This is a genomic window from Streptomyces sp. NPDC047130, from assembly GCF_040643475.1.
In the GTDB taxonomy this organism is placed as follows: Bacteria; Actinomycetota; Actinomycetes; order Streptomycetales; family Streptomycetaceae; genus Streptomyces.
Genome location: NZ_JBEYUK010000021.1, coordinates 47,514 through 66,604, shown reverse-complemented (window position 1 = coordinate 66,604; position 19,091 = coordinate 47,514). Strand labels below are relative to the sequence as shown.

General features: G+C 73.6%; 18 protein-coding genes. 10 read left to right on the top strand and 8 right to left on the bottom strand.

Annotated elements, in window-relative coordinates; genetic code table 11:
• Positions 1-125: 125 nt before the first annotated feature.
• The 6 genes from ABZ836_RS23005 (at position 126) to ABZ836_RS22980 (ending at position 5,232) form a co-directional block, all read left to right on the top strand.
• Positions 126-950, top strand: coding sequence for a glycosyltransferase family 2 protein (locus tag ABZ836_RS23005; protein WP_361144931.1), 825 nt, complete (start codon positions 126-128; stop codon positions 948-950).
• On the top strand, positions 947-2,020 hold the full coding sequence (locus ABZ836_RS23000; protein ID WP_361144928.1) for a glycosyltransferase family 2 protein: 1,074 nt from the start codon (positions 947-949) through the stop codon (positions 2,018-2,020). Before ABZ836_RS23005 ends, ABZ836_RS23000 begins: the two co-directional genes overlap by 4 nt.
• A complete protein-coding gene (locus tag ABZ836_RS22995) occupies positions 2,013-2,822 on the top strand; it encodes a polysaccharide deacetylase family protein (RefSeq protein WP_361144925.1) in 810 nt (269 codons plus the stop codon). Before ABZ836_RS23000 ends, ABZ836_RS22995 begins: the two co-directional genes overlap by 8 nt.
• Positions 2,823-2,911: 89 nt before the next feature.
• Positions 2,912-4,021 (top strand): DUF5925 domain-containing protein, encoded by a 1,110-nt coding sequence (locus tag ABZ836_RS22990; protein WP_356137941.1) that lies wholly within the window; start codon positions 2,912-2,914, stop codon positions 4,019-4,021.
• A gap of 15 nt (positions 4,022-4,036) precedes the next feature.
• Positions 4,037-4,789: a DUF72 domain-containing protein gene (locus ABZ836_RS22985; protein WP_361144922.1), complete on the top strand. Its 753-nt coding sequence runs from the start codon at positions 4,037-4,039 to the stop codon at positions 4,787-4,789.
• Positions 4,790-4,851: 62 nt separating this feature from the next.
• Entirely contained in the window at positions 4,852-5,232 is a 381-nt protein-coding gene (locus tag ABZ836_RS22980; RefSeq protein WP_361144919.1) for an antibiotic biosynthesis monooxygenase, read from the top strand.
• Between the two features lie 681 nt (positions 5,233-5,913).
• Here the strand turns inward: ABZ836_RS22980 and ABZ836_RS22975 are convergent.
• A complete protein-coding gene (locus ABZ836_RS22975; protein WP_356137947.1) occupies positions 5,914-6,303 on the bottom strand; it encodes a GntR family transcriptional regulator in 390 nt (129 codons plus the stop codon).
• 77 nt (positions 6,304-6,380) lie between these two features.
• Between ABZ836_RS22975 and ABZ836_RS22970 the strand changes: the two genes are divergently transcribed.
• A complete protein-coding gene (locus ABZ836_RS22970; protein ID WP_356137949.1) occupies positions 6,381-7,316 on the top strand; it encodes a GNAT family N-acetyltransferase in 936 nt (311 codons plus the stop codon).
• A complete protein-coding gene (locus ABZ836_RS22965; protein ID WP_361144916.1) occupies positions 7,297-7,794 on the top strand; it encodes a DUF402 domain-containing protein in 498 nt (165 codons plus the stop codon). The genes ABZ836_RS22970 and ABZ836_RS22965 overlap by 20 nt, the downstream gene beginning before the upstream one ends.
• A gap of 37 nt (positions 7,795-7,831) precedes the next feature.
• Here ABZ836_RS22965 and ABZ836_RS22960 read toward each other — a convergent pair whose 3' ends face one another.
• Together ABZ836_RS22960 and ABZ836_RS22955 are read right to left on the bottom strand one after the other, a co-directional pair.
• Positions 7,832-8,464, bottom strand: a complete 633-nt coding sequence (locus tag ABZ836_RS22960) for a Tat pathway signal sequence domain protein (RefSeq protein ID WP_361144913.1) — start codon at positions 8,462-8,464, stop codon at positions 7,832-7,834.
• A gap of 179 nt (positions 8,465-8,643) precedes the next feature.
• On the bottom strand, positions 8,644-9,558 hold the full coding sequence (locus ABZ836_RS22955; RefSeq protein ID WP_356137955.1) for a hypothetical protein: 915 nt from the start codon (positions 9,556-9,558) through the stop codon (positions 8,644-8,646).
• Positions 9,559-10,051: 493 nt separating this feature from the next.
• Here ABZ836_RS22955 and ABZ836_RS22950 point away from each other — a divergent pair, with 493 nt between their 5' ends.
• Together ABZ836_RS22950 and ABZ836_RS22945 are read left to right on the top strand one after the other, a co-directional pair.
• Positions 10,052-10,675, top strand: a complete 624-nt coding sequence (locus ABZ836_RS22950; protein ID WP_356137956.1) for a DUF6230 family protein — start codon at positions 10,052-10,054, stop codon at positions 10,673-10,675.
• Between the two features lie 106 nt (positions 10,676-10,781).
• Complete coding sequence (locus ABZ836_RS22945; RefSeq protein WP_361144909.1) at positions 10,782-11,288, top strand: DUF6114 domain-containing protein; 507 nt, start codon at positions 10,782-10,784, stop codon at positions 11,286-11,288.
• A 280-nt stretch (positions 11,289-11,568) separates the two neighbouring features.
• Here ABZ836_RS22945 and dnaE read toward each other — a convergent pair whose 3' ends face one another.
• The 5 genes from dnaE to ABZ836_RS22920 all read right to left on the bottom strand — a co-directional run bounded on the left by dnaE (position 11,569) and on the right by ABZ836_RS22920 (position 19,091).
• On the bottom strand, positions 11,569-15,075 hold the full coding sequence (gene dnaE, locus ABZ836_RS22940; RefSeq protein WP_361144906.1) for a DNA polymerase III subunit alpha: 3,507 nt from the start codon (positions 15,073-15,075) through the stop codon (positions 11,569-11,571).
• Positions 15,076-15,316: 241 nt separating this feature from the next.
• Positions 15,317-16,396, bottom strand: coding sequence for a S1 family peptidase (locus ABZ836_RS22935; RefSeq protein WP_356137961.1), 1,080 nt, complete (start codon positions 16,394-16,396; stop codon positions 15,317-15,319).
• A gap of 416 nt (positions 16,397-16,812) precedes the next feature.
• Positions 16,813-17,718 (bottom strand): S1 family peptidase, encoded by a 906-nt coding sequence (locus ABZ836_RS22930; protein WP_356137963.1) that lies wholly within the window; start codon positions 17,716-17,718, stop codon positions 16,813-16,815.
• Between the two features lie 466 nt (positions 17,719-18,184).
• Entirely contained in the window at positions 18,185-18,781 is a 597-nt protein-coding gene (locus ABZ836_RS22925; RefSeq protein ID WP_356137965.1) for an ATP/GTP-binding protein, read from the bottom strand.
• The gene (locus ABZ836_RS22920; RefSeq protein ID WP_356137967.1) at positions 18,765-19,091 is read right to left on the bottom strand and encodes a DUF742 domain-containing protein; all 327 of its coding nucleotides are present in this window, start codon (positions 19,089-19,091) and stop codon (positions 18,765-18,767) included. The genes ABZ836_RS22925 and ABZ836_RS22920 overlap by 17 nt, the downstream gene beginning before the upstream one ends.

The window sequence follows — 19,091 nt, the reverse complement described above, 5'->3', positions numbered from 1 at the left end:
GCCGGCTCACCCGGTACGCGTGGAGACCTCTTTCCGCGTGCCCCGGGTGAGGACCCCCCTTTCGAACCGGACTCACAGCGGCCGCCCGGGGGTGGGCGGTCCGCCGGACGAGAGGGACCAGACCCATGAGCGCAGTGCTGCCCCCGGTCACGCCGGGGCCCGACACGTTCGCGGCCGCCGACCGTTACCGGCCGATCACCTCGCACCTGGCCATCGCTCCACCGGTCAGCGTGGTGATCCCCGCGATGAACGAGGCGGAGAACCTTCCGTACGTCTTCAAGACCCTGCCGGACTGGATCCACGAGGTGGTCCTGGTCGACGGCGACTCCACCGACGACACGGTGGCCGTGGCCCGCGAACTGTGGCCCGGGGTCAAGGTGGTCCGGCAGACCGGCAAGGGCAAGGGGGACGCCCTGATCGCCGGCTTCGCCGCCTGCACCGGCGAGATCATCGTCATGATCGACGCGGACGGATCCGCCGACGGCAACGAGATCGTCAGCTACGTCTCCGCCCTGGTCTCCGGGGCCGACTTCGCCAAGGGCTCGCGCTTCGCCAACGGCGGGGGCACCGACGACATGACCTTCGTCCGCAAGCTGGGCAACCGCGCGCTGTGCGCCGCCGTCAACCGGAAGTTCGGCGCCCGCTACACCGACCTCTGCTACGGCTACAACGCGTTCTGGCGCCACTGCCTGGACCGCATCGAGCTGGACTGCACCGGGTTCGAGGTCGAGACGCTGATGAACATCCGCGTCGTCAAGGCCGGGCTCAAGGTGCAGGAGATCCCCAGCCACGAGTACCTGCGCATCCACGGCGTCAGCAACCTACGGGCGGTCCGGGACGGACTGCGCGTGCTGCGGGTGATCCTCGCCGAGCGCTCCAACCGGCGTTCCCTGCGCGGCCGTTCGCGCACCTCGCCGATGCTGGGCGCGACTCCCGGCGAGGTGTCGTGACGGGGCCCGCCGCGCACGACAGGAGCGGGCTGCCGGCCGGACCGGCGCTGCCGGACGTCTCGGTGGTGATCTGCGTCTACACCGAGGAGCGCTGGGAGGACATCCTCGCCGCGGTGGCCTCGGTGCGGGCGCAGTCCCGGCCCGCCCTGGAGACCCTCCTCGTGGTGGACCACAACCCGGTCCTGCGGGAGCGCCTGGAGCGGGAGTACGAGGACGAGCCCTCGGTGCGGGTGCTGGCCAACGCCGGCCCCCGCGGGCTGTCCGCCGGGCGCAACACCGGCATCGCCGAGGCCCGGGCGGAGGTCGTCGCCTTCCTGGACGACGACGCGGTGGCCGACCGCGACTGGCTGCGGTGGTTCACCGAGGCGTACGACGACCCGCGGGTGATGGCGGTGGGGGGCCGCACGGAACCCGCGTGGGCTTCGGGCCGCCGCCCGGCCTGGTTCCCGGAGGAGTTCGACTGGGTGGTGGGCTGCACCTACCGCGGCCTGCCGCCCGGCCGGGTCCGGGTCCGCAACGTGCTGGGCGGCAACGCCTCGTTCCGGCGCACCGCCTTCGAGGCGGCCGGCGGCTTCGCCACGGGCATCGGGCGCGACGGCGACAAGCGGCCGCTGGGCTGCGAGGAGACCGAGCTGTGCATCCGCCTCTCGCGGGCGCTGCCGGCGGCCGTGCTGCTGATCGACGACCGGGCGGTCATCCACCACCGGGTGCCCGCCGTCCGCGAGCGGTTCGGGTACTTCCGCACCCGGACCTATGCGGAAGGGCTCTCCAAGGCGCTGGTGGCCCGCAGCGTCGGCGCGGACAAGGGGCTGGAGTCGGAGCGCCGGTACGCCACCCGGGTGCTGCCCGCCGGGGTGGCCCGCGGCCTGGCGGACGCGGTGCGCGGGCGGCCGGGCGGGGCGGGACGGGCCGGGGCGATCGTGGCCGGCGCGCTGGTCACCGCGGCCGGTTACGCCGTCGGCACCGCGCGGACCCGGCGGAGCGGCGGGGGCTTCGTGATCCCGCCCTCCCCCGCGGCACGGACGACGCGCCGGGACCGGGCCGGAGAGGGGACGGCCGGACATGTCTGAGCGCGACGGGCGGGAGGCCGACCGGGCCGTCCCGGTGCTGATGTACCACGCCGTCGCGCAGCGGCCCGCGGCGGCCACGCTGGGCCTGTCGGTGACCCCGGCGGCCTTCGCGGGCCACCTGGCGGTGATCGCCGCGGAGGGCTTCACCCCCGTGGACACCGCCACCCTGGCCGCCGCCTGGCGCAGCGGCAAGCCGCTGCCCGAGCGGCCGGTGCTGATCACCTTCGACGACGGCTACGAGGGCGTCCACCGCCACGCCCTGCCGGAACTGGTCCGGCACGGCTTCCCGGCCACCGTGTTCGTCACCACCGGCTGGCTGCGCGGCGAGCACGACGCCGGGGGCGCCCCGGACACCATGCTGGACTGGGACCAGGTGCGCGAACTCGCCGCCGGCGGCGTGGAGATCGGGGGGCACAGCCACACGCATCCCGCGCTCGACCTGATCGGCGAGGACGCGCTGCGCCGGGAGCTGGGGCTGTGCCGGGAGATCGTCGCCGGCGAACTGGGCTCGGTCCCGGCCTCGTTCGCCCACCCGTACGGCCACTCCACCCGGCGGGTCCGCCGGGCGGTCCGCGAGGCGGGCTTCGCCCAGGCGCTCGCCGTCGGCAACGACCTGGCCCGGCGCCGGCAGGGCCCGTACGCCCTGCGCCGGGTCACGGTCCGCCGGGGCACCGGGGCGGAGGAGTTCCTGCGCCTCCTCCACGGGCGCGCGCTGGGCAGGAACTTCGCGGTGGACCGGTGCCTCACCAAGGGGTACGCGACGGTGCGCGCGGCCCGGCGGCTCCTGCCCCGCACCGGCTGACGGCCCGGCGGCATCTGCCCCGCACCGGCTGACGGCCCAATACGAGAATTGCCGTGCGCCGAAGGGCCCGCGCACGGATCATGGAACCCATGGCCGAGAACCCTCACGCCCCCGTCCCCATCCGGCTCACCCTGGACGACGGCGACTCGCCGATCGACGTCATCGACGCCCTCTTCCTCCAGCGCTTCACCACCGGCGAGCAGCCGTACTCCCGGACGGTGAGCATCGACCGCGTCCGGCCCGGTGCCCAGCTGGTCCCCTCCGAGGCCCGCGTCGTGCGTCGGGCGAGCAGCGACAAGCAGCGCTCCACCCTGGCCGAGGGCGACGGCTGGACGCTGCGCGTCTCCACCGCCCAGTGGGGCAGCGGCACCCATGTCTCGGTCACCGCGATCACCGAGGAGCTGGCGCAGTCCGTGCTGCACCGCGCCACCGACGGCGTGGAGATGGAGCCGGAGCCGGTCCCCGAGGAGGTGACCATGGGCTTCTGGCACCTGTCCCCGCGCCGGGGGCCGCTGCGCATCACCCGGCAGATCTCCGCCGCCACCTGGGACGAGGTCCGCGCCAACTACACCGCCCCGGTGGCCGAGGCGATGGACTCCCTGATGAAGACCACCCCGGAGGACATCGCCGGCCGTCTCCTCCTGCTGCACGGCCCGCCCGGCACCGGCAAGACCACCGCGCTGCGTACCCTGGCCCGTTCCTGGCGGGACTGGTGCCAGGTGGACTGCGTGCTCGACCCGGAGCTGCTGTTCTCGGACGCCGGCTACCTGATGAACATCGCCATCGGTGACGACGACGATGACGAGGACGGCGAGGGCCGCTGGCGCCTGCTCCTCCTGGAGGACTGCGACGAACTGGTCCGCGGCGAGGCCAAGCACGTGGCCGGGCAGGCGCTGTCCCGGCTGCTCAACCTGACCGACGGCCTGCTCGGCCAGGGCCGCAAGGTCCTGGTCGGCATCACCACCAACGAGGACCTGGAGCGGCTCCACCCGGCCGTGGTGCGCCCCGGCCGCTGCCTGGCCCGGATCGAGGTCGGCCCGCTCACCCGCCGCGAGTCGGTGGAGTGGCTCGGCACGGAGGAGGGTGTCGGCCGCGAGGGCGCCACGCTGGCCGAACTGTTCGCGCTGCGGCGCGGCACCTCGCCGACCTCGCTGCCGGAACCGCGGGCCGGCGAGCAGGACGCGGGGCTGTACCTGTAGTGCTTTGATGGCGGTATGACCGTCTTCGTCGGCACCTCGGGGTGGCAGTACAAGGACTGGCGCGGTGTGCTCTACCCCGAGGGCACGCCGATGCGCCGGTGGCTGGAGGAGTACGCCGCCGGCTTCGCCACGGTCGAGAGCAACAACGCCTTCTACCGGCTGCCCTCGCGGGAGACCTTCGCCGGCTGGCGGGAGCGGACCCCGGACGACTTCACGGTCGCGGTGAAGGCGAGCCGGTTCCTGACCCACGTGAAGCGGCTGAAGGACCCCGAGGAGCCGGTCGGACGGCTGCTGGCGCACGCGGGCGGCCTCGGCGACCGGCTCGGCCCGGTGCTCCTCCAGCTCCCCCCGACGCTGCGGGCCGACGCCGGTCTCCTCGACGCGTGCCTCGCCTGCTTCCCCGCCGGCGTGCGGGTGGCGGTGGAGCCGCGGCACGAGTCCTGGTGGACGGAGGCGGTGTGCGCGGTCCTGGAGGCCCGCGGCGCCGCCCTGTGCTGGGCCGACCGGGGCTCGCGTCCGGTGACCCCGCTGTGGCGCACCGCGGGCTGGGGCTACCTCCGCCTCCACGAGGGCCGCGCCCGCCCCTGGCCGCGGTACGGGGCCCGCGCCCTGCGCACCTGGGCGGAACGCGCCGCCGCGACCTGGCCCTCGGGCGACCTCCACGTCTACTTCAACAACGACCCCGGCGGCGCCGCCGTCCACGACGCCGTCCGCTTCGCCCGGGCGGCCAGGGCGGTGGGCCTGGAGACGACCAGGACACCGCGCTGAGCCCGGTGCGCGCGGCGCGGAAACCACTGGAACGGGGCCCCCGGCCGCCCTACCGTGCCCTCATGAGCGATCACCGCGATGTGTCCGCCGCGCCCGTCCCGGCCCACGAACCCCCGTACTACGCGGTGGTGTTCACCTCCGTGCGCACCGCGGACGAGGACGGCTACCGGGAGACGGCGGCCCGGATGGAGGAACTGGTGCGGGACGTCCCCGGGTTCCTCGGCATGGACCACGCGCGGACGCCCGGCGGGACGGCCATCACCGTCGGGTACTTCCGCGACGCCGACGCCCTCGCCCGGTGGCGGTCCGACACCGAGCACCGCGCGGCCCAGCGGCGCGGGCGGGACCAGTGGTACGCCGGCTACACGCTGCACGTGGCGAAGGTGGAACGCAGCCACACCTTCACCCGCGCGGACCCCCCACCCGGCCCACCCGCGAACTGACCTCCACGGCACACCACCCCACGCACTCCACCCCACGGCCGGGCCACGGCCATCACCGGGCCGCGGCCGCGTCGCCGAGTCCGGCCAGGCGGGCGTCGGGAACCATGCGTCGGCCGGAGGCGAGGTGTGCGTGGCGAGAGCGCCGCGAGTACCACGACCGGCACCGCGCCGGTCACGGGCGCCACCGAGGGCCGGCCGGGCACCCGGGCCGGCACCGGCAGACCGGCCGGCTCCAGCGCGTAGCCCCGCACACACCGGACCGCCGGTCACCGCCGGGCACCACCGGACCGCCGGTCACCACCGGGCTCCACTGGGCTCCACCGGTCACCACCGGACCGCCGGTCACCGCCGAGGCCACCTGTCACCGCCAGGCGACGCGGTCACCGCCGGGCCACCGGTCACCACCGGACCGCCGGGCCACCGGGCCACCGGGCACCACCGGACCGCCGGTCACCACCGGGCTCCACTGGGCTCCACCGGGCTCCACCGGACCGCCGGTCACCGCCGAGGCCACCTGTCACCGCCAGGCGGCGCGGTCACCGCCGGGCCACCGGGCACCACCGGGCACAGCCGAGGCCACCCGCTCACCGCCGGTCGCCGGTCACCGCCAGGCGACGGTCACCGTCAGGCGACGCGGTCACCGCCGGGCCACCGCGCACCGCAGGGCCCCCGTCCGCGCCGTCACCGCGGTGTCTCCGCGTACACCGCGCGCACCGCCTCGTCCGCCGCCCGCAGCGCGGCCCCCGCGTCCAGCCCGAGCCGCCGCGCCCGTTGCGCGAACTCCCGCGCCGCCGCGGCCGCCGCCCGCTCCGCCGCCGCCCCCGCCGCGGCCACGAAGGTCCCGTTGCGCCCCCGCGTCTCGATCACCCCGTCCGCCTCCAGCGCCCGGTACGCCTTGGCGACCGTGTTCGCCGCCAGGCCCAGCGTCTCGGCCAGACCCCGCACGGTCGGCAACCGGTGCCCCACCGGCAGCGCGCCGGAGCGCGCCTGTTCGGAGATCTGCGCCCGCACCTGCTCGTAGGGCGGAAGACTGCCGGCGCGTTCGTCGATGCGGATCCTCAGGCTGCTCACACCCGGATTCTGCCCCACCCGCCCGGGCGCGGAAAATGAGGAGCGACCCCAGGCCGGCCTCGCGTAGCGTCCGCGTCATGACCGTCTCCGTACGCGCCGTCGGGCCGGACGACCGCAGGGGCGCCGAGGCCTTCGCCCGGATCCGCATGCGGGTGCTCCCCCAGGTCTTCTTCACCGCCGACTCGGTCCGGCACCTGCTGACCCGCCTGCCCGCGGACGTCCGCTGGACGGCCCTGCTGGCCGAGGAGGACGGCGAGCCGGTCGGCACCGCGCAGCTCCTCCTCGTCGCCGACTCCGAGGAACCCGGTCAGGCGCTGCTCAACGTCCACGTGCGTCCCGACCGCACCGGCCGCGGCGCGGGCACCGCCCTGGTGAACGCCGGTGAGGGGAGGCTGGCCGAGCTCGGCGCGCGCAAGGTGTTCTCCTGGGTCGTGGACGAGCCCGCGAACCGGGTCTTCGCCGAGCGCCGCGGATACCGTCCGGGCAGCACCGCCCAGTTCCTGCGCCTGGACCTGCTGACCGCCGAACTGCCGCCGGTGCCCGCCCCGCCGCCGGGCGTGGAGCTCCGCACCGGCGCCGACTTCGCGGACGATCCGCGGCCCCTGTACCTGCTCGACGCGGAGTGCTGCGAGGACGAGCCCGGCGACGTGGACGCCGGTTTCCCCTCCTACGAGGCGTGGCTCGAGGAGACCTGGCACCACCCGCTGCAGCGCCACGACCTGGCCACGGTGGCCGTCGACCTGGCCGAGGACCGGCCGGTGGCGTTCACCGCGGTCCGCTGGGACGGAGGAACCCGCTACGGCACCGGCATGACGGGCACCGCCCGCTCCCACCGCGGCCGCGGTCTGGCCAAGCTGGTGAAGACGGACTCCCTGCGCCGCGCCCGCGCGGCCGGTCTCACCGAGGCGCACACCGGCAACGACGCGACCAACACCCCCATGCGGGCCGTCAACCGATGGCTCGGCTACGAGATCGGCGCCCAGGAGGTCCACCATGTCCGCGAACTCGGGTGACGGCACGGTCGTGGAGGTGGTCCTGCTGAAGGCGGGCCGCACCAAGATCCGCTACCCGGCCGAACTGCTCGCCGACGACGGCTCCCGCGTCACCGTCCGCGCCGAATGGGCCGGCGAGGGCGCCCGCGACTTCGGCTTCGTCCGGTTCGAGCCGGGCGACGTGTTCACCGAGTGGTACTGGCGCGACCGCTGGTACGCGGTGAAGGCGGTCCGCGGCCCGTCCGGGGTCCTCAAGGGCTGGTACTGCGACGTGACCCGCCCGGCCGGGTTCTCCGGCGGTGAACTGGTCGTCGAGGACCTCGACCTGGACCTGTGGGTGTCGGCCGACGGGCGGGAGGTCCTCCGCCTGGACGAGGACGAGTTCGCGGCGAGCGGCCTGCGGGAGCGCGATCCGGAGGCGGCGCGGAACGCCGAGGCCGCCCTCGACAAGCTGGAACGGCTCGCTCGCGAGGACGGCCTCGGTTCCCTCCTGGCCTGATGCACGGTCAGGCGGACGCGCCGGTGGGGCGGTCGGGTCAGTTGACGAAGACCTTCCCGCCGGAGCCGGACACCGGCTTGTACTGGGCGCTGAAGTTGGTGACCGACGGACAGGTGATCTCGCCGTTGGTCAGGTTCAGCGGCTGGTTGGTGAACTTGATGGAGTTGTCGGTGTTGCTGGCCGTGCCGGTGATCGACGCCGCCTCGTAGATGCAGGTCACCGGACCGAACCAGCTGTCCAGCACGCCGACCGCCCGGATCGGGGTGACCTTCACCGTGCCGTTGGAGGCGACGGTGGCGTTGGTCAGGTCGACGTCGATGCTGTTGACGCCGGTGGCGCCGACCAGGCTGATGGTGCAGGAGCTGGCGTTGACGGCCACGTCGACGTTGCTCTCGCTGGCGGTGCCCGGGGCGATGGGGTTGCTCGCCACGGTCGCGCCGAAGGTGGAGGACGAGCAGTTGACCGAGCCGGCCGGCGAGGTGCTGGTCAGCGAGATCGATCCGGCGGCGGACAGCTGCGCGCCGACCGGGACGGCGGTGCCGCCCGCGCTGCCGTAGGTGAGGACGTTGCCCGCGGCGGCCGGGGCGGCGGTCGCCGAGGTCATCCCGCCGAGGGAGGCCGCACCGGCCAGGACGGCGGCTGCCAGCAGCGATGAGTGCCTGTTGCGCATGAGGGGGCCCTTTCGTCTGAGGGTGTGTGGGGGAAGGGCGTGGTGCAAGAGGTGACGCTGTGCGGTCGTGCCGTGATGCGGTCGTGCCGTGGTGCGGTCGTGCCGTGGTGCGGTCGTGCCGTGCGATGGTGCCGTGGTGCGGTGGTGCCTGGGCGGGCGCCCGCGGGCGCCCGCCCCACTCAGCCGCGGGCGTCGTTCAGGGCCGCGGTGAGAGACCCGATCGTGGGATCGATCGCGATGGCGACGTCCACGTCCTGGAAGGAGATCGAGTTCCCGGAGGCCGACGGGAGGTCGAACAGCGAGTTGACGATCCAGTTGGACTCGCCCAGGGTCAGCAGGCCGCACCGGCTGGCGCCGGGGATCGCGAAGTCCTCGTCGACCAGCGTGCCGTCGAGCATCTTGAGCGTCACGGTGGAGTTCCCGTTGGGGTCGAGCACCTGGCTCAGCTGCGGCCGGTTGGGTGCGACGGCCTGCAGGACGATCGGCTTGCTGTCGGTGCCGACGTAGCACTTGGAGCCGAGCAGCGGGTGCTCGATCTTCAGCTTGATCGGCAGTTCGAAGATCGGCAGCTGGCTGCCGACCGCGAGCGGCGTGAAGTTCTTGATGTCGCCGGCCGGTTCGACCTTCACGTTGGCGCTGGTGACCCCGGGCCAGAAGTTCGACAGACCGGGCAGCGGGGCCTCGGTGGACGGGGCCTCCAGGAGGCCGTCGGTGGCCGCGGTGGTGTCGTAGATGTTCGGCTGGCTGGTCCCGGTGTCGCCGCGCGGCCCCTCGGCCGACCAGCGGAAACCGAAGTCGATCTCCATCGGGGCGCCCACCGGGACGGTGTAGTCCCCGATGGAGAAGGAACCCGAGCCGATCGTGGTGTGGACGCAGCCGACCTGGCGGTTGTCCGCCTGGGTGAGCAGCGCGGACCCGACGGGGCAGGTCTCCATGCCCGTGTAGGGCTCGGCCAGGGGGGCCTCGGCCGCTCCGGCGGGAGTGGTCTGCAGGGCCAGCAGGGCGGTGAGACCCGCGGCCGCGGTCCCCAGGCTGCGCAGCGTTCTGCGGCCGGGGCGGCGGGATCTGCCGGAGGTCAGGGCGGTTCCGGTCATGTGCACGAGCTCCTCGACTAGGTGGCGAAGGTGGTGCGACAGAGCGGCGCGAGGGCCGGCCCGCTCACCGGCGCCACGGTGTGCGGGACCGGCCGTCGCCGGGAAACCCAATTGCGGTTGTATACCTGCCAGTTGGGGCGGTCAAGGCGCGGGACCGAATTTTGTTACCCGAGGTAATCGCACGTCGGGGGCGCTTTCCGGCCGCCACCTGGCCGGAAGCGCACACTCCGCCACCCGGCTCCGCCGCCCCTCGCCGACGGGTCGCCCGCCTCGCTCCGGACACCTTTCGCGACAGACGCCACGGGATGAACACCCTTTCTCCGCAAGCTGATTGACCGCGTTCGACACTCGCGGGTAACTTGCGGGGATCCCCCCACATCTCCACACATCGCCAGCCATGACGGGAGACCCGGCGATGTTCGACAGGGGGGAGTCCGCGCCAGGATCTGCCCACCCGGTTCGCACCTTCCGCTTTGATCAAGGAGAGCCGTTCATGACAGAGTCCACAACGCCCGTCAAGGGCAGAGTCCGGCTGCGCCGATGGGCCGTGCTCGGCGTGCCGGGGGTGGTGGCCACGGCCGCGCTGACCGTCCTCACCGCCCAGGGGGCGCTCGCCGTCTCCTTCAACATCTCGTCGATGGCCCACACCATCAACGCCGACAAACTGAGCGGCACGGGCCTCGCCCAGTACGGCGGCCGGGACCGCACCAGCCCGAACAACCCGATCGAGAAGGGCGTCTACAAGAACGTCTTCATCACCACCATCAAGGACGCCGAGATCACCAACCTGTGCCAGGGGGTGCAGATCGGTGCGGCGTTCCTGAAGATCACGGCCGGCGCCAAGGGAACACCCGCCAAGGCCACCAACCTGGCCACCGACTCGGACGTGCTGACCGGCAAGAGCGCCTCCTTCAGCGGTCTCGAGATGGGCCGGGACGCCTCGGAGCTCAACAAGAGCTTCTCCACCGGCCCGGCCGGCTCCTTCGGCCTCCAGGCCGACACCATCGAGGTCAAGAACGTGTACCAGCACAACTGGGCCACCACGGCCGGGGCGATGACCCTGCCGGACCTCCGGATCGAGATCACTCGCGACGGCTGCCCGGGCGAGGGCAGCTGACGGAGCGTCCCGGGGGCCCCGGCCGGGCGGAGCCCCGCCCGGCCGGGGCCCTCACCCGTCCCATCGGCATTTCCCCTCCAGGAACAGGCAGAAGGAGCCACCGGCCGTGGCCAGCGACAGCACTCCCGACAGCACTTCCCCGACCGCGCCGGAGACCGCGACCGGCACGCCCCCGGCCGCCGAGGCCGTTCCCGCCCGACCGCCGCGCCGCGTGTCCCGCTTCGCGGCCTGGCGCTGGCGCCGCCCGTTCTGGGGCGGCCTGCTGCTGACCGTCGCCGGGGCGCTGGTCATGGCGACGATGGTGCAGGGCTCGCTCGAGGTCGCCCTCGCCTCGGGCGCCCGTGGCGTGGCGGGCTACATCCTGCCCGCCTTCATGATCGTCTGCGGCGTGCTGATCCTGTTCAACCCCGCCCAGCGGATCTTCTACTCGGTCATCGGGCTGCTCGCCTCCCTGGGCTCCTGGGCGACCTCCAACATGGGCGCGTTCATGATCGGCACCATCCTCGGCGTCGCCGGTTCCACCATGGCCTTCGGCTGGCTGCCGGAGCAGGGGCACCGCAGGCGGCCGGTGCGGGACGCCCTGGGCGGCCGGCGCGAGAAGACGGCGGGCTGACCCCGGGCGGACGGATCCACGACGGCGGCGGGACCGGACTCCCCGCCGCCGTCGCACCCGCACGCCCCGCACGTGGAGACCATGCTCACCCTCAAGGTCCTGGAGTCCTCGCTCCATGTGGTCCTGAGGCCCGGGGCGATGGGCCTCGCGGCCTGTCTGCTGCCCGCCGTGACGGTCCTGTGCGGCCTGCTGCTGTTCGCCCCGCAGCAGCGGATCTTCCACGGACCACCGCCGCCTGACCCGCGGAGCGCCGGTGGGGCCCCGCCCGGGGCCGGCGGCCTCACCCGGCGCTGCCCGGGCTGCTGTGCCACAGTTTGCGGCCGCCGGGCGGGCCGCCGCCGTCCCCCGCGGGCCGGAGGTCCGCCCACGGGTGCATCTCGTATCCCGTGGGCATGCGGATCGTCCGGCCGTTCTCGTCCCGCCCCCCGTTCTGCCGCAGCGCGCTCTGCTCGGCGAGCGTCTCGGAGAGCCGGGCCGCCACCCGCTCCAGCCCTCCCTCGGCCCGCAGCTCGGCCAGCTCGGCGAGGTTCCAGGCGGCCGTGCCCACCACGCTGAGGCTGCGCGCCCCGCGCCGCTGCACGGTGCCGCGCACCAGCAGCAGCCAGGAGTGGAAGACGGTGTGCGCGCAGGCGTCGTGGGAGTCGTCGAAGAAGGCCAGGTCGACCAGGCCGGTGCCGTCGTCCAGCGTCGTGAAGATCACCCGCTTCCCGGAGCGGATCGGCGGGGTCTGGGTGGCCACCTTGGAACCGGCCACCAGCACCGTCTCCCCGTGCCGCGCGGCGCGCAGCCGCTTGGCCGAGGTGACGCCCAGCTCGGCGAGGAACTCGGCGTGGTCGTCCATCAGGTTGCGCGAGGCGTCCATGGAGAGCACGCCCAGCTCGGCGCTGAGCCGCTCCCCGTCGGTCAGGTCGGGCAGGCCCGCCGAGGCGGTGCGCTCGCCGCCGGTCAGCGGGAGCTGCTCGGCGCCGGCCGCGCGGGCGGCGCCCCGGTGCAGCTCGCTGACGTGCAGCCTGAGGTCGCGCCGGTTGGCGCCGAACGCGTCCAGCGCTCCCACCTGGGCCAGCCGGTCGGCCACCGGGCGGCTGGGGCGGGCCCGCTGCCAGAAGTCCAGCAGCGAGGCGTAGGGCTGCTCCCCGGCGATCCGCGCCGCCTCGGCCTCGCTGATGCCGTGCACGTCGCTCAGGGCGAGGCGCAGCCCCCAGACATCCGACTCGCCCTGCTTTCCGTCAGACACCAGTTCGATACGGTGGGTGACGCCGGACCGGTTCACGTCCAGCGGCAACACCGGGACGCCCCGCCGGCGCGCGTCCGCCAGCAGCAGCCGCTTGGGGTACATCCCGGGATCGTGGGTGAGCAGCCCGGCGTAGAAGGCGGCCGGGTGGTGGGCCTTCAGCCAGGCGGACTGGTAGGTCGGCACCGCGAACGCCACCGCGTGCGCCTTGCAGAAGCCGTACGAGCCGAAGGCCTCGATGATCTCCCAGGCGCGCGCGACGGTCTCCGCGTCGTACCCGCGGGCCGTCGCGTGCTGGGCGAACCAGGTCCGGATCCGCCCCTGCGACTCGGGGTCGGACAGCCCGCGCCGCACCCGGTCGGCCTCGCCCCGGCCGCAGCCGGTCATGACGTTCACGATCTCGATCAGCTGCTCGTGGAAGACCACCACGCCGTAGGTCTCCCGCAGCGCCGGCTCCAGGTCGGGGTGCGGGTAGCGGGCGGGACTGCGCCCGTGCCGGGCCTCGATGAACGGCCGCACCATGTCGGCGGCGACCGGCCCCGGCCGGAACAGCGAGATGTCCACCACCAGGTCGTGGAAGGTCTCCGGCTGGAGCCGTCCCACCAGGTCGCGCTGGCCGGGCGACTCGATCTGGAAGCAGCCCAGCGTCTCGGCCGACTTGATCAGCCGGTACGTCTGCGGGTCGCCCTCCGGCACCGCGTCCAGGTCGACGCGCTCGCCGGAGGCCCGTTCCACCTCGGCCACCGCGTGCGCCATCGCCGACTGCATCCGCACGCCGAGCACGTCCAGCTTGAGCAGGCCGAGGTCCTCGACGTCGTCCTTGTCGAACTGGGCCATCGGGAAGCCCTCGCCGCTGGTGGGCACCACCGGGGTGCGGCCCAGCAGCGTGGCGTCGGACAGCAGGACGCCGCACGGGTGCATGGCGACGCCGCGGGGCAGCCCGTCCAGCGCCTCGACCAGCTCCCACATCCTGCCGTACCTCTCCTTCTCCGCCGCCAGTTCCCGCAGCTCCGGCAGCTCGTCCAGCGCGGCGCGGGCGTCCCGGGCCCGGATGTGCGGGAAGGACTTGGCGATCCGGTCGATCTCCGCCGGATCCATGGCGAGGGCCGCCCCGACGTCACGGATGGCGTGCCGCACCCGGTAGGTCTCGGGCATGGCGACGGTGGCCACCCGCTCGCCGCCGAACCGGTCGAAGATCTTCCGGTAGACCTCGAGCCGGCGGGCGGACTCGACGTCGACGTCGATGTCCGGCAGCACCGCGCGCCGCTTGGACAGGAACCGCTCCATCAGCAGCCCGTGCTCGACCGGGTCGGCGTGCGCGATGCCCAGCAGGTGGTTGACCAGGGATCCCGCGCCGGAGCCCCGCGCGGTGACCCGGATGCCCATCTCGCGCACGTCGTCGACGACCTGGGCGACGGTGAGGAAGTAGGTGGCGAAGCCGTGGTGGGCGATGATGTCCAGCTCGTGGTGCATCCGCTCCCAGTAGTCCCGGCGGCGGTCGTAGCCGCGCAGCACCATCCCGGCCGCCGCGCGGGAGGCCAGCACCCGCTGCGCGGTGCGCCGCTCCGCACCGACCAGGTACGGCTCGGGGAAGTGGACGGTGCCGATGCCCAGGTCCTCCTCCGGGTCGACCCGGCATTCCTCGGCGGTGGCTCGGGTGTGCTCGAGCAGGCGCTCGGCGGAACGCGGACCGAGCCCGGCGGCCTCGGCGATCCGCCCGGCGGCCTCCCGCATGGCCTCGGCGTCCTTGAGCCAGGCCTCGCCGGAGTCCAGCACCTCGGCCGGGTCGACGGGGACCAGGCGCCGGGCGGAGTCCAGCACGTCGGCGACCGGGCCCATGCCGGGGTCGGCGTAGCGGACGGCGTTGGTCAGCACCGGGCGGACCCCCTGCTCGGCGGCGAGCAGCAGGGTGCGGGCGGCCAGCCGGAGCGAGCCGGGGCCGGTGCCCTGGCGGCCGTGCCAGACGGTCTCCAGCCGCAGCGCGTCCCCGTGGCGCTCGCGCCAGGCGGCGAGCAGCCGCACGGCCTGGTCGGGGCGTCCGGCGGCCAGGGCCCGGCCCACGTCGGAGTCCGGGCCCAGCAGCACGGTCACCCCGTCGGCGTCCGGCGCGTCGGCGGGCAGCAGGGGGACACCGCCGCCCGCGTGGGCGGCGGTGATCAGGGCGCAGACGCCCGCCCAGCCGCGGGCGCCGTCGCGGGCCAGGAAGGTCACCCGGGGGGCGGACTCGTCGACGAAGGCACCGCCCCGCACCGGCGTACGGCGCCGCCGCGCGGACCGGTCCCCCGGGCCGTCACCGGCCGCGGGCGACACGGAGGGCGTGGGGGACACGGAGGCCGCGGGGGGCGTCACCGCGAGATCCACGCCGAACAGCGGGCGCACGCCCTCCCGCGCGCAGGCCTTCGCGAACCGCACCGCTCCGGCGACGGTGTCCCGGTCGGTGAGGCCCAGCGCGTCCAGGCCGCGCTGCGCGGCCCGCTCCGCCAGCCGCTCGGGATGCGAGGCGCCGTGGCGCACCGAGAAGCCCGAGACGGTGTGCAGATGCGGGAAACCCGGCATGCACACCTCCCGCACCGTGGACTCGTCGAGCCACCTCGAACATCAGTTCCAAGCTACCCCCTCTCCACCATAGACCACGTTCGAATACATGTGCGACACCTGGCTCACCCGCCTCCACCCGCCCCGACGTGCGCGAACGTCACCCGGGCACCCGCCCCGCCCCGCCCCGCCCCGGACACGGCGAGGGCCCCGCCCTCCGGATCGCTCCGGAGGGCGGGGCCCTCGATCACCGGTGGCGGCGTCAGCCGATCGACGCGCCGTAGGCGGAGAGCGCCTCGGTGACCGGCTGGAAGAAGGTCGTGCCGCCGGAGGCGCAGTCACCGCTGCCGCCGGAGGTCAGACCGAGCGCGGTGCCGCCCGAGAAGAGCGAGCCGCCGCTGTCGCCCGGCTCGGCGCAGACGTTCGTCTGGATCAGACCGGAGACGATGTCGCCCCCGCCGTAGTTCACCGTGGCGTTCAGGCCGGTCACCGAGCCGGAGTGGAGGCCGGTGGTCGAGCCGCTGCGGGTGACCGACTGGCCGACGGTGGCGTCGCCGGCCCGGGTGATCGCCTGGGTGGAGCCGTTGTACAGGTTGACCGTGCTCGGGTGGGCGACGGAGGCGGTGTACTTCACCAGGCCGTAGTCGTTGCCCGGGAAGCTGGAGCCGGCGGTGGAGCCGATCACCGTGCCGCCCGCCGACCAGGCGGCGACGGACTCGGTGCAGTGCCCGGCGGTGAGGAAGTGCGCCACGCCGCCCACGGTCACGTTGAAGCCCAGCGAACAGCGGCCGCCACCGCCGGTGATGGCGTCGCCACCCGTCACGAAGCGGGTGAACTCACCTTCGGTGCGCCGGAGTTCGGCCGTCCCACCGAGGTCCGCGACGATCACGGACAGCGCGTCCCACTCGGCCGCGGAGACCGTGCGGTCCGCGGTCACGACGAGCTTGTTGGTCTTCGGGTCGGCCACCCAGGAGGTGCCGGCGATGTCCGCGTCGCTCTTCAGCGCGGCCGCGGCCCGCTCCAGCTCGGCGACGGAGTTCTCCACGATCCGGGCGCTCGCCCCGGCGGCCCGGGCGGTCCTGGCGGCCGCTTCGTCGACCACGTTGACGACCAGGCGCTTCGCCGTGGCGTCGTAGTACATCCCGGCGTCCTCGGCGCCCAGCTTCCGGTCGAGCGTCGAGGCGAGGTTTCCGGCCGCCGCGACGGTCAGCGTCCGGGGGCCGGGTGCGGCCTCGGTCTCACTGGCGTTCGCAGTCTGGAAGCCGGCGGTCGCCGCGATCAGTGCGGCGATACCCGCACCGGCAACGGCGGGACGGCGCATGGGTGCGCGTCGGTGCTTCAACTGACGTCCTCCTGTGGGGGGTCGGCGCGAAGGGATCGTGAAGATCCCCAAGTGCCGGAAGGCATGCGGAAGTACGGGGTCACCGCCAGAAGCGGCAGCCGTCCTTCCGGTTGAACGGAGTCCAGTGTTCCGATGCCGGAAGGTCGCGCACAAGGTCGACTTCCAGACGCGGACACGTCAATTTCACGGTGTCCCAATTGCCTCGGAGCGCCCCCGGACGCACCCTCCGTTCGCAGTGCGAACGGCGAAGAATCCCAACCAGCCCCTCCTGGGCCGTGCCAGACCGTGGCCGGAAATCACCCCTTGCCCGCGGGCCGGTGAACACCTCCGGCACCTCTCCGGCACACACGGCAGGAGCCCCCGCACGCCAGGCGTGCGGGGGCTCCCGTGAGGAGAGGTGCGAGAGGACCGGCGGATCAGAAGACGCGGACCCCGTAGGCGTTCAGGGCCTCGACGACCGGCTGGAAGAACGTGGTGCCGCCGGTGGTGCAGTTGCCGCTGCCGCCCGAGGTGAGGCCGTAGGCCACACCGCCGGTCGAGTACAGCGGGCCGCCGGAGTCACCGGGCTCGGCGCAGACCGTGGTCTGGATCATGCCGTAGACGACGTCCCCGCCGCCGTAGTTCACCGTGGCGTTCAGCGCCGTGACGCGACCGCTGCGGGTGCCGGTGGTCGAGCCGGACCGCGTGACGGTGGTGCCGACGCTGGGCGTGGCCGCGCTCCGGATGTCCACGCTGCCCGCGGTGCCCGACTTGGTCACCGAGGAGTTCGTGTACCGGACGAGACCGTAGTCGTTGTTCGGGAAGCTGGTGCCCGCGGTGGAGCCCAGGACCGTGGTGCGGCCCGAGTTCGAGTACCAGGTACCGGCGCCCTCGGTGCAGTGACCGGCGGTCAGGAAGAAGTAGTTGCCGGCGCTGTCCTGGACGTTGAAGCCGAGGGAACAGCGGCCCGACGACGAGTAGATGGCGTCGCCGCCGCCGATGTACTTCTGGAACTTGCCCTCGGTCCGCTTGATGGTCAACGCGTCGGCCCGGTCGCCGGCCTCCGCCTTGATCTTCTTGATCTCCGCCTGGGACACCGTGCTGTCGACGGTGACCACCACCCGGTTGGTCTTGGCGTCGACGGCCCAGGCGGTGCCCGCGACGTCCGCCTCCAGAACGGCGTCGCTCGCCGCGGTGAGTTCACCGGAGCTGAAGGTCGTCACTTCGTCGGCGCTGGCGGTGGGCACCGCGATCGCGGCGGCGGCCACCAGGCCGGTGGCCACGGCGAGCAGACGGGTTCGTCTCGTCACGCCGTTGCTGGGGGTGGTGCGCTTGATCCTCACTGGTCGTTCCTCCACTTGGGAAGTCGGGGGCCCGCTTGGGGGATACGGGCCCGTGAGGCGCAGCCGGGGACATGGGCGACCGGGATTGCCGGACACGCCGTGCCCCTGACAAGCGCTGCAGGGAGTATTCGGCGGCGCGACCGAACGGCGCAAGGGTGCCTTTCGGCCGCCCGGTGAGGACCACGTCGCCAAGCGCATTCCCCACCCGCCGGCACCGCAGACACCCAGCTCAGCGAAACCCCGCGTATGCAGCAACAGGTGTTCGCCTGTTCCCCCTCATCACCTGAGGTGTCCCATTCGCCCGTGGCCGGTACCCGACACTCCGCTTTCCGCGTCCTCCCTCCGGAGGCGGCTCGCGGCGGTCTCCCCGAGGCACGGAACGGCCGCCGCCCCGCACCTCGGGGACGGCGGCCGTACCGGTCCGACCGCGGCTCGCACCAGGGCCGCGGAACGCACCGCTCCCGGCTCACACCAGGGCCGCGGAACGCTCCCGTCCGCCGGTGCGCTCCCGGATGACCCGGTCCATCAGCACCACCAGGACGTCCCGCACCGACCGGCGGTCCCGGGCGTCGCAGTCGACCACCGGCACGTCGTCGTCCAGCCCCAACGCCTCGCGCACCTCATCCAGTTCGAACCGGCGGGCGCCCGGGAAGTGGTTCACCGCGAGGACGAACGGGGCACGCTGGGCCTCGAAGTAGTCCAGCGCCGGGAAGCAGTCCTCGATCCGCCGGGTGTCGACCAGCACCACCGTGCCGAGCGCCCCCTCCACCAGGTCGTCCCAGAGGAAGGAGAACCGGTCCTGTCCCGGCGTCCCGAACAGGTAGAGCGAAATGGCCGGGTTGAGCGTGATCCGCCCGAAATCGAGCGCCACGGTGGTGGTGGTCTTGGACTCCACCCCGTCCAGCGAGTCGACCCCCACCGACACCTGGGTGATCGCCGCCTCGGTGTCCAGCGGCTCGATCTCGGAGATGGCCCCGATGAACGTGGTCTTGCCGACGCCGAGTCCTCCGCTCACCACGATCTTGACGGCCAGCGGAACCATCTTCTCAGAGCGCCCGGACATGGTCCCTGATCCTTTCCAGCGTGTGGAGCGACAGCTCCGCGGGTTGGCGGCAGGCGAGGTGCCCGGTGGCGACGAGGTCGGAGATCAGCACCCTGGCGACCCCCAGCGGAACGCCCACCCGGTGGGCCACCTCGGCGACCGTCGTCGGGCTCTCGCACACCGCGGCCACCCTCTTGCGTTCGAACGTCAGCGTCTCGTCCGGCGGACGGACCGCCACCACCAGGGTTTCCAGCCTCAGATCGCTCTGCAGCGGTTCCACCCGGCCGCCGGTGATGATGAACGGCCTGACGAAGCTGTTGTCCTCCTCCAT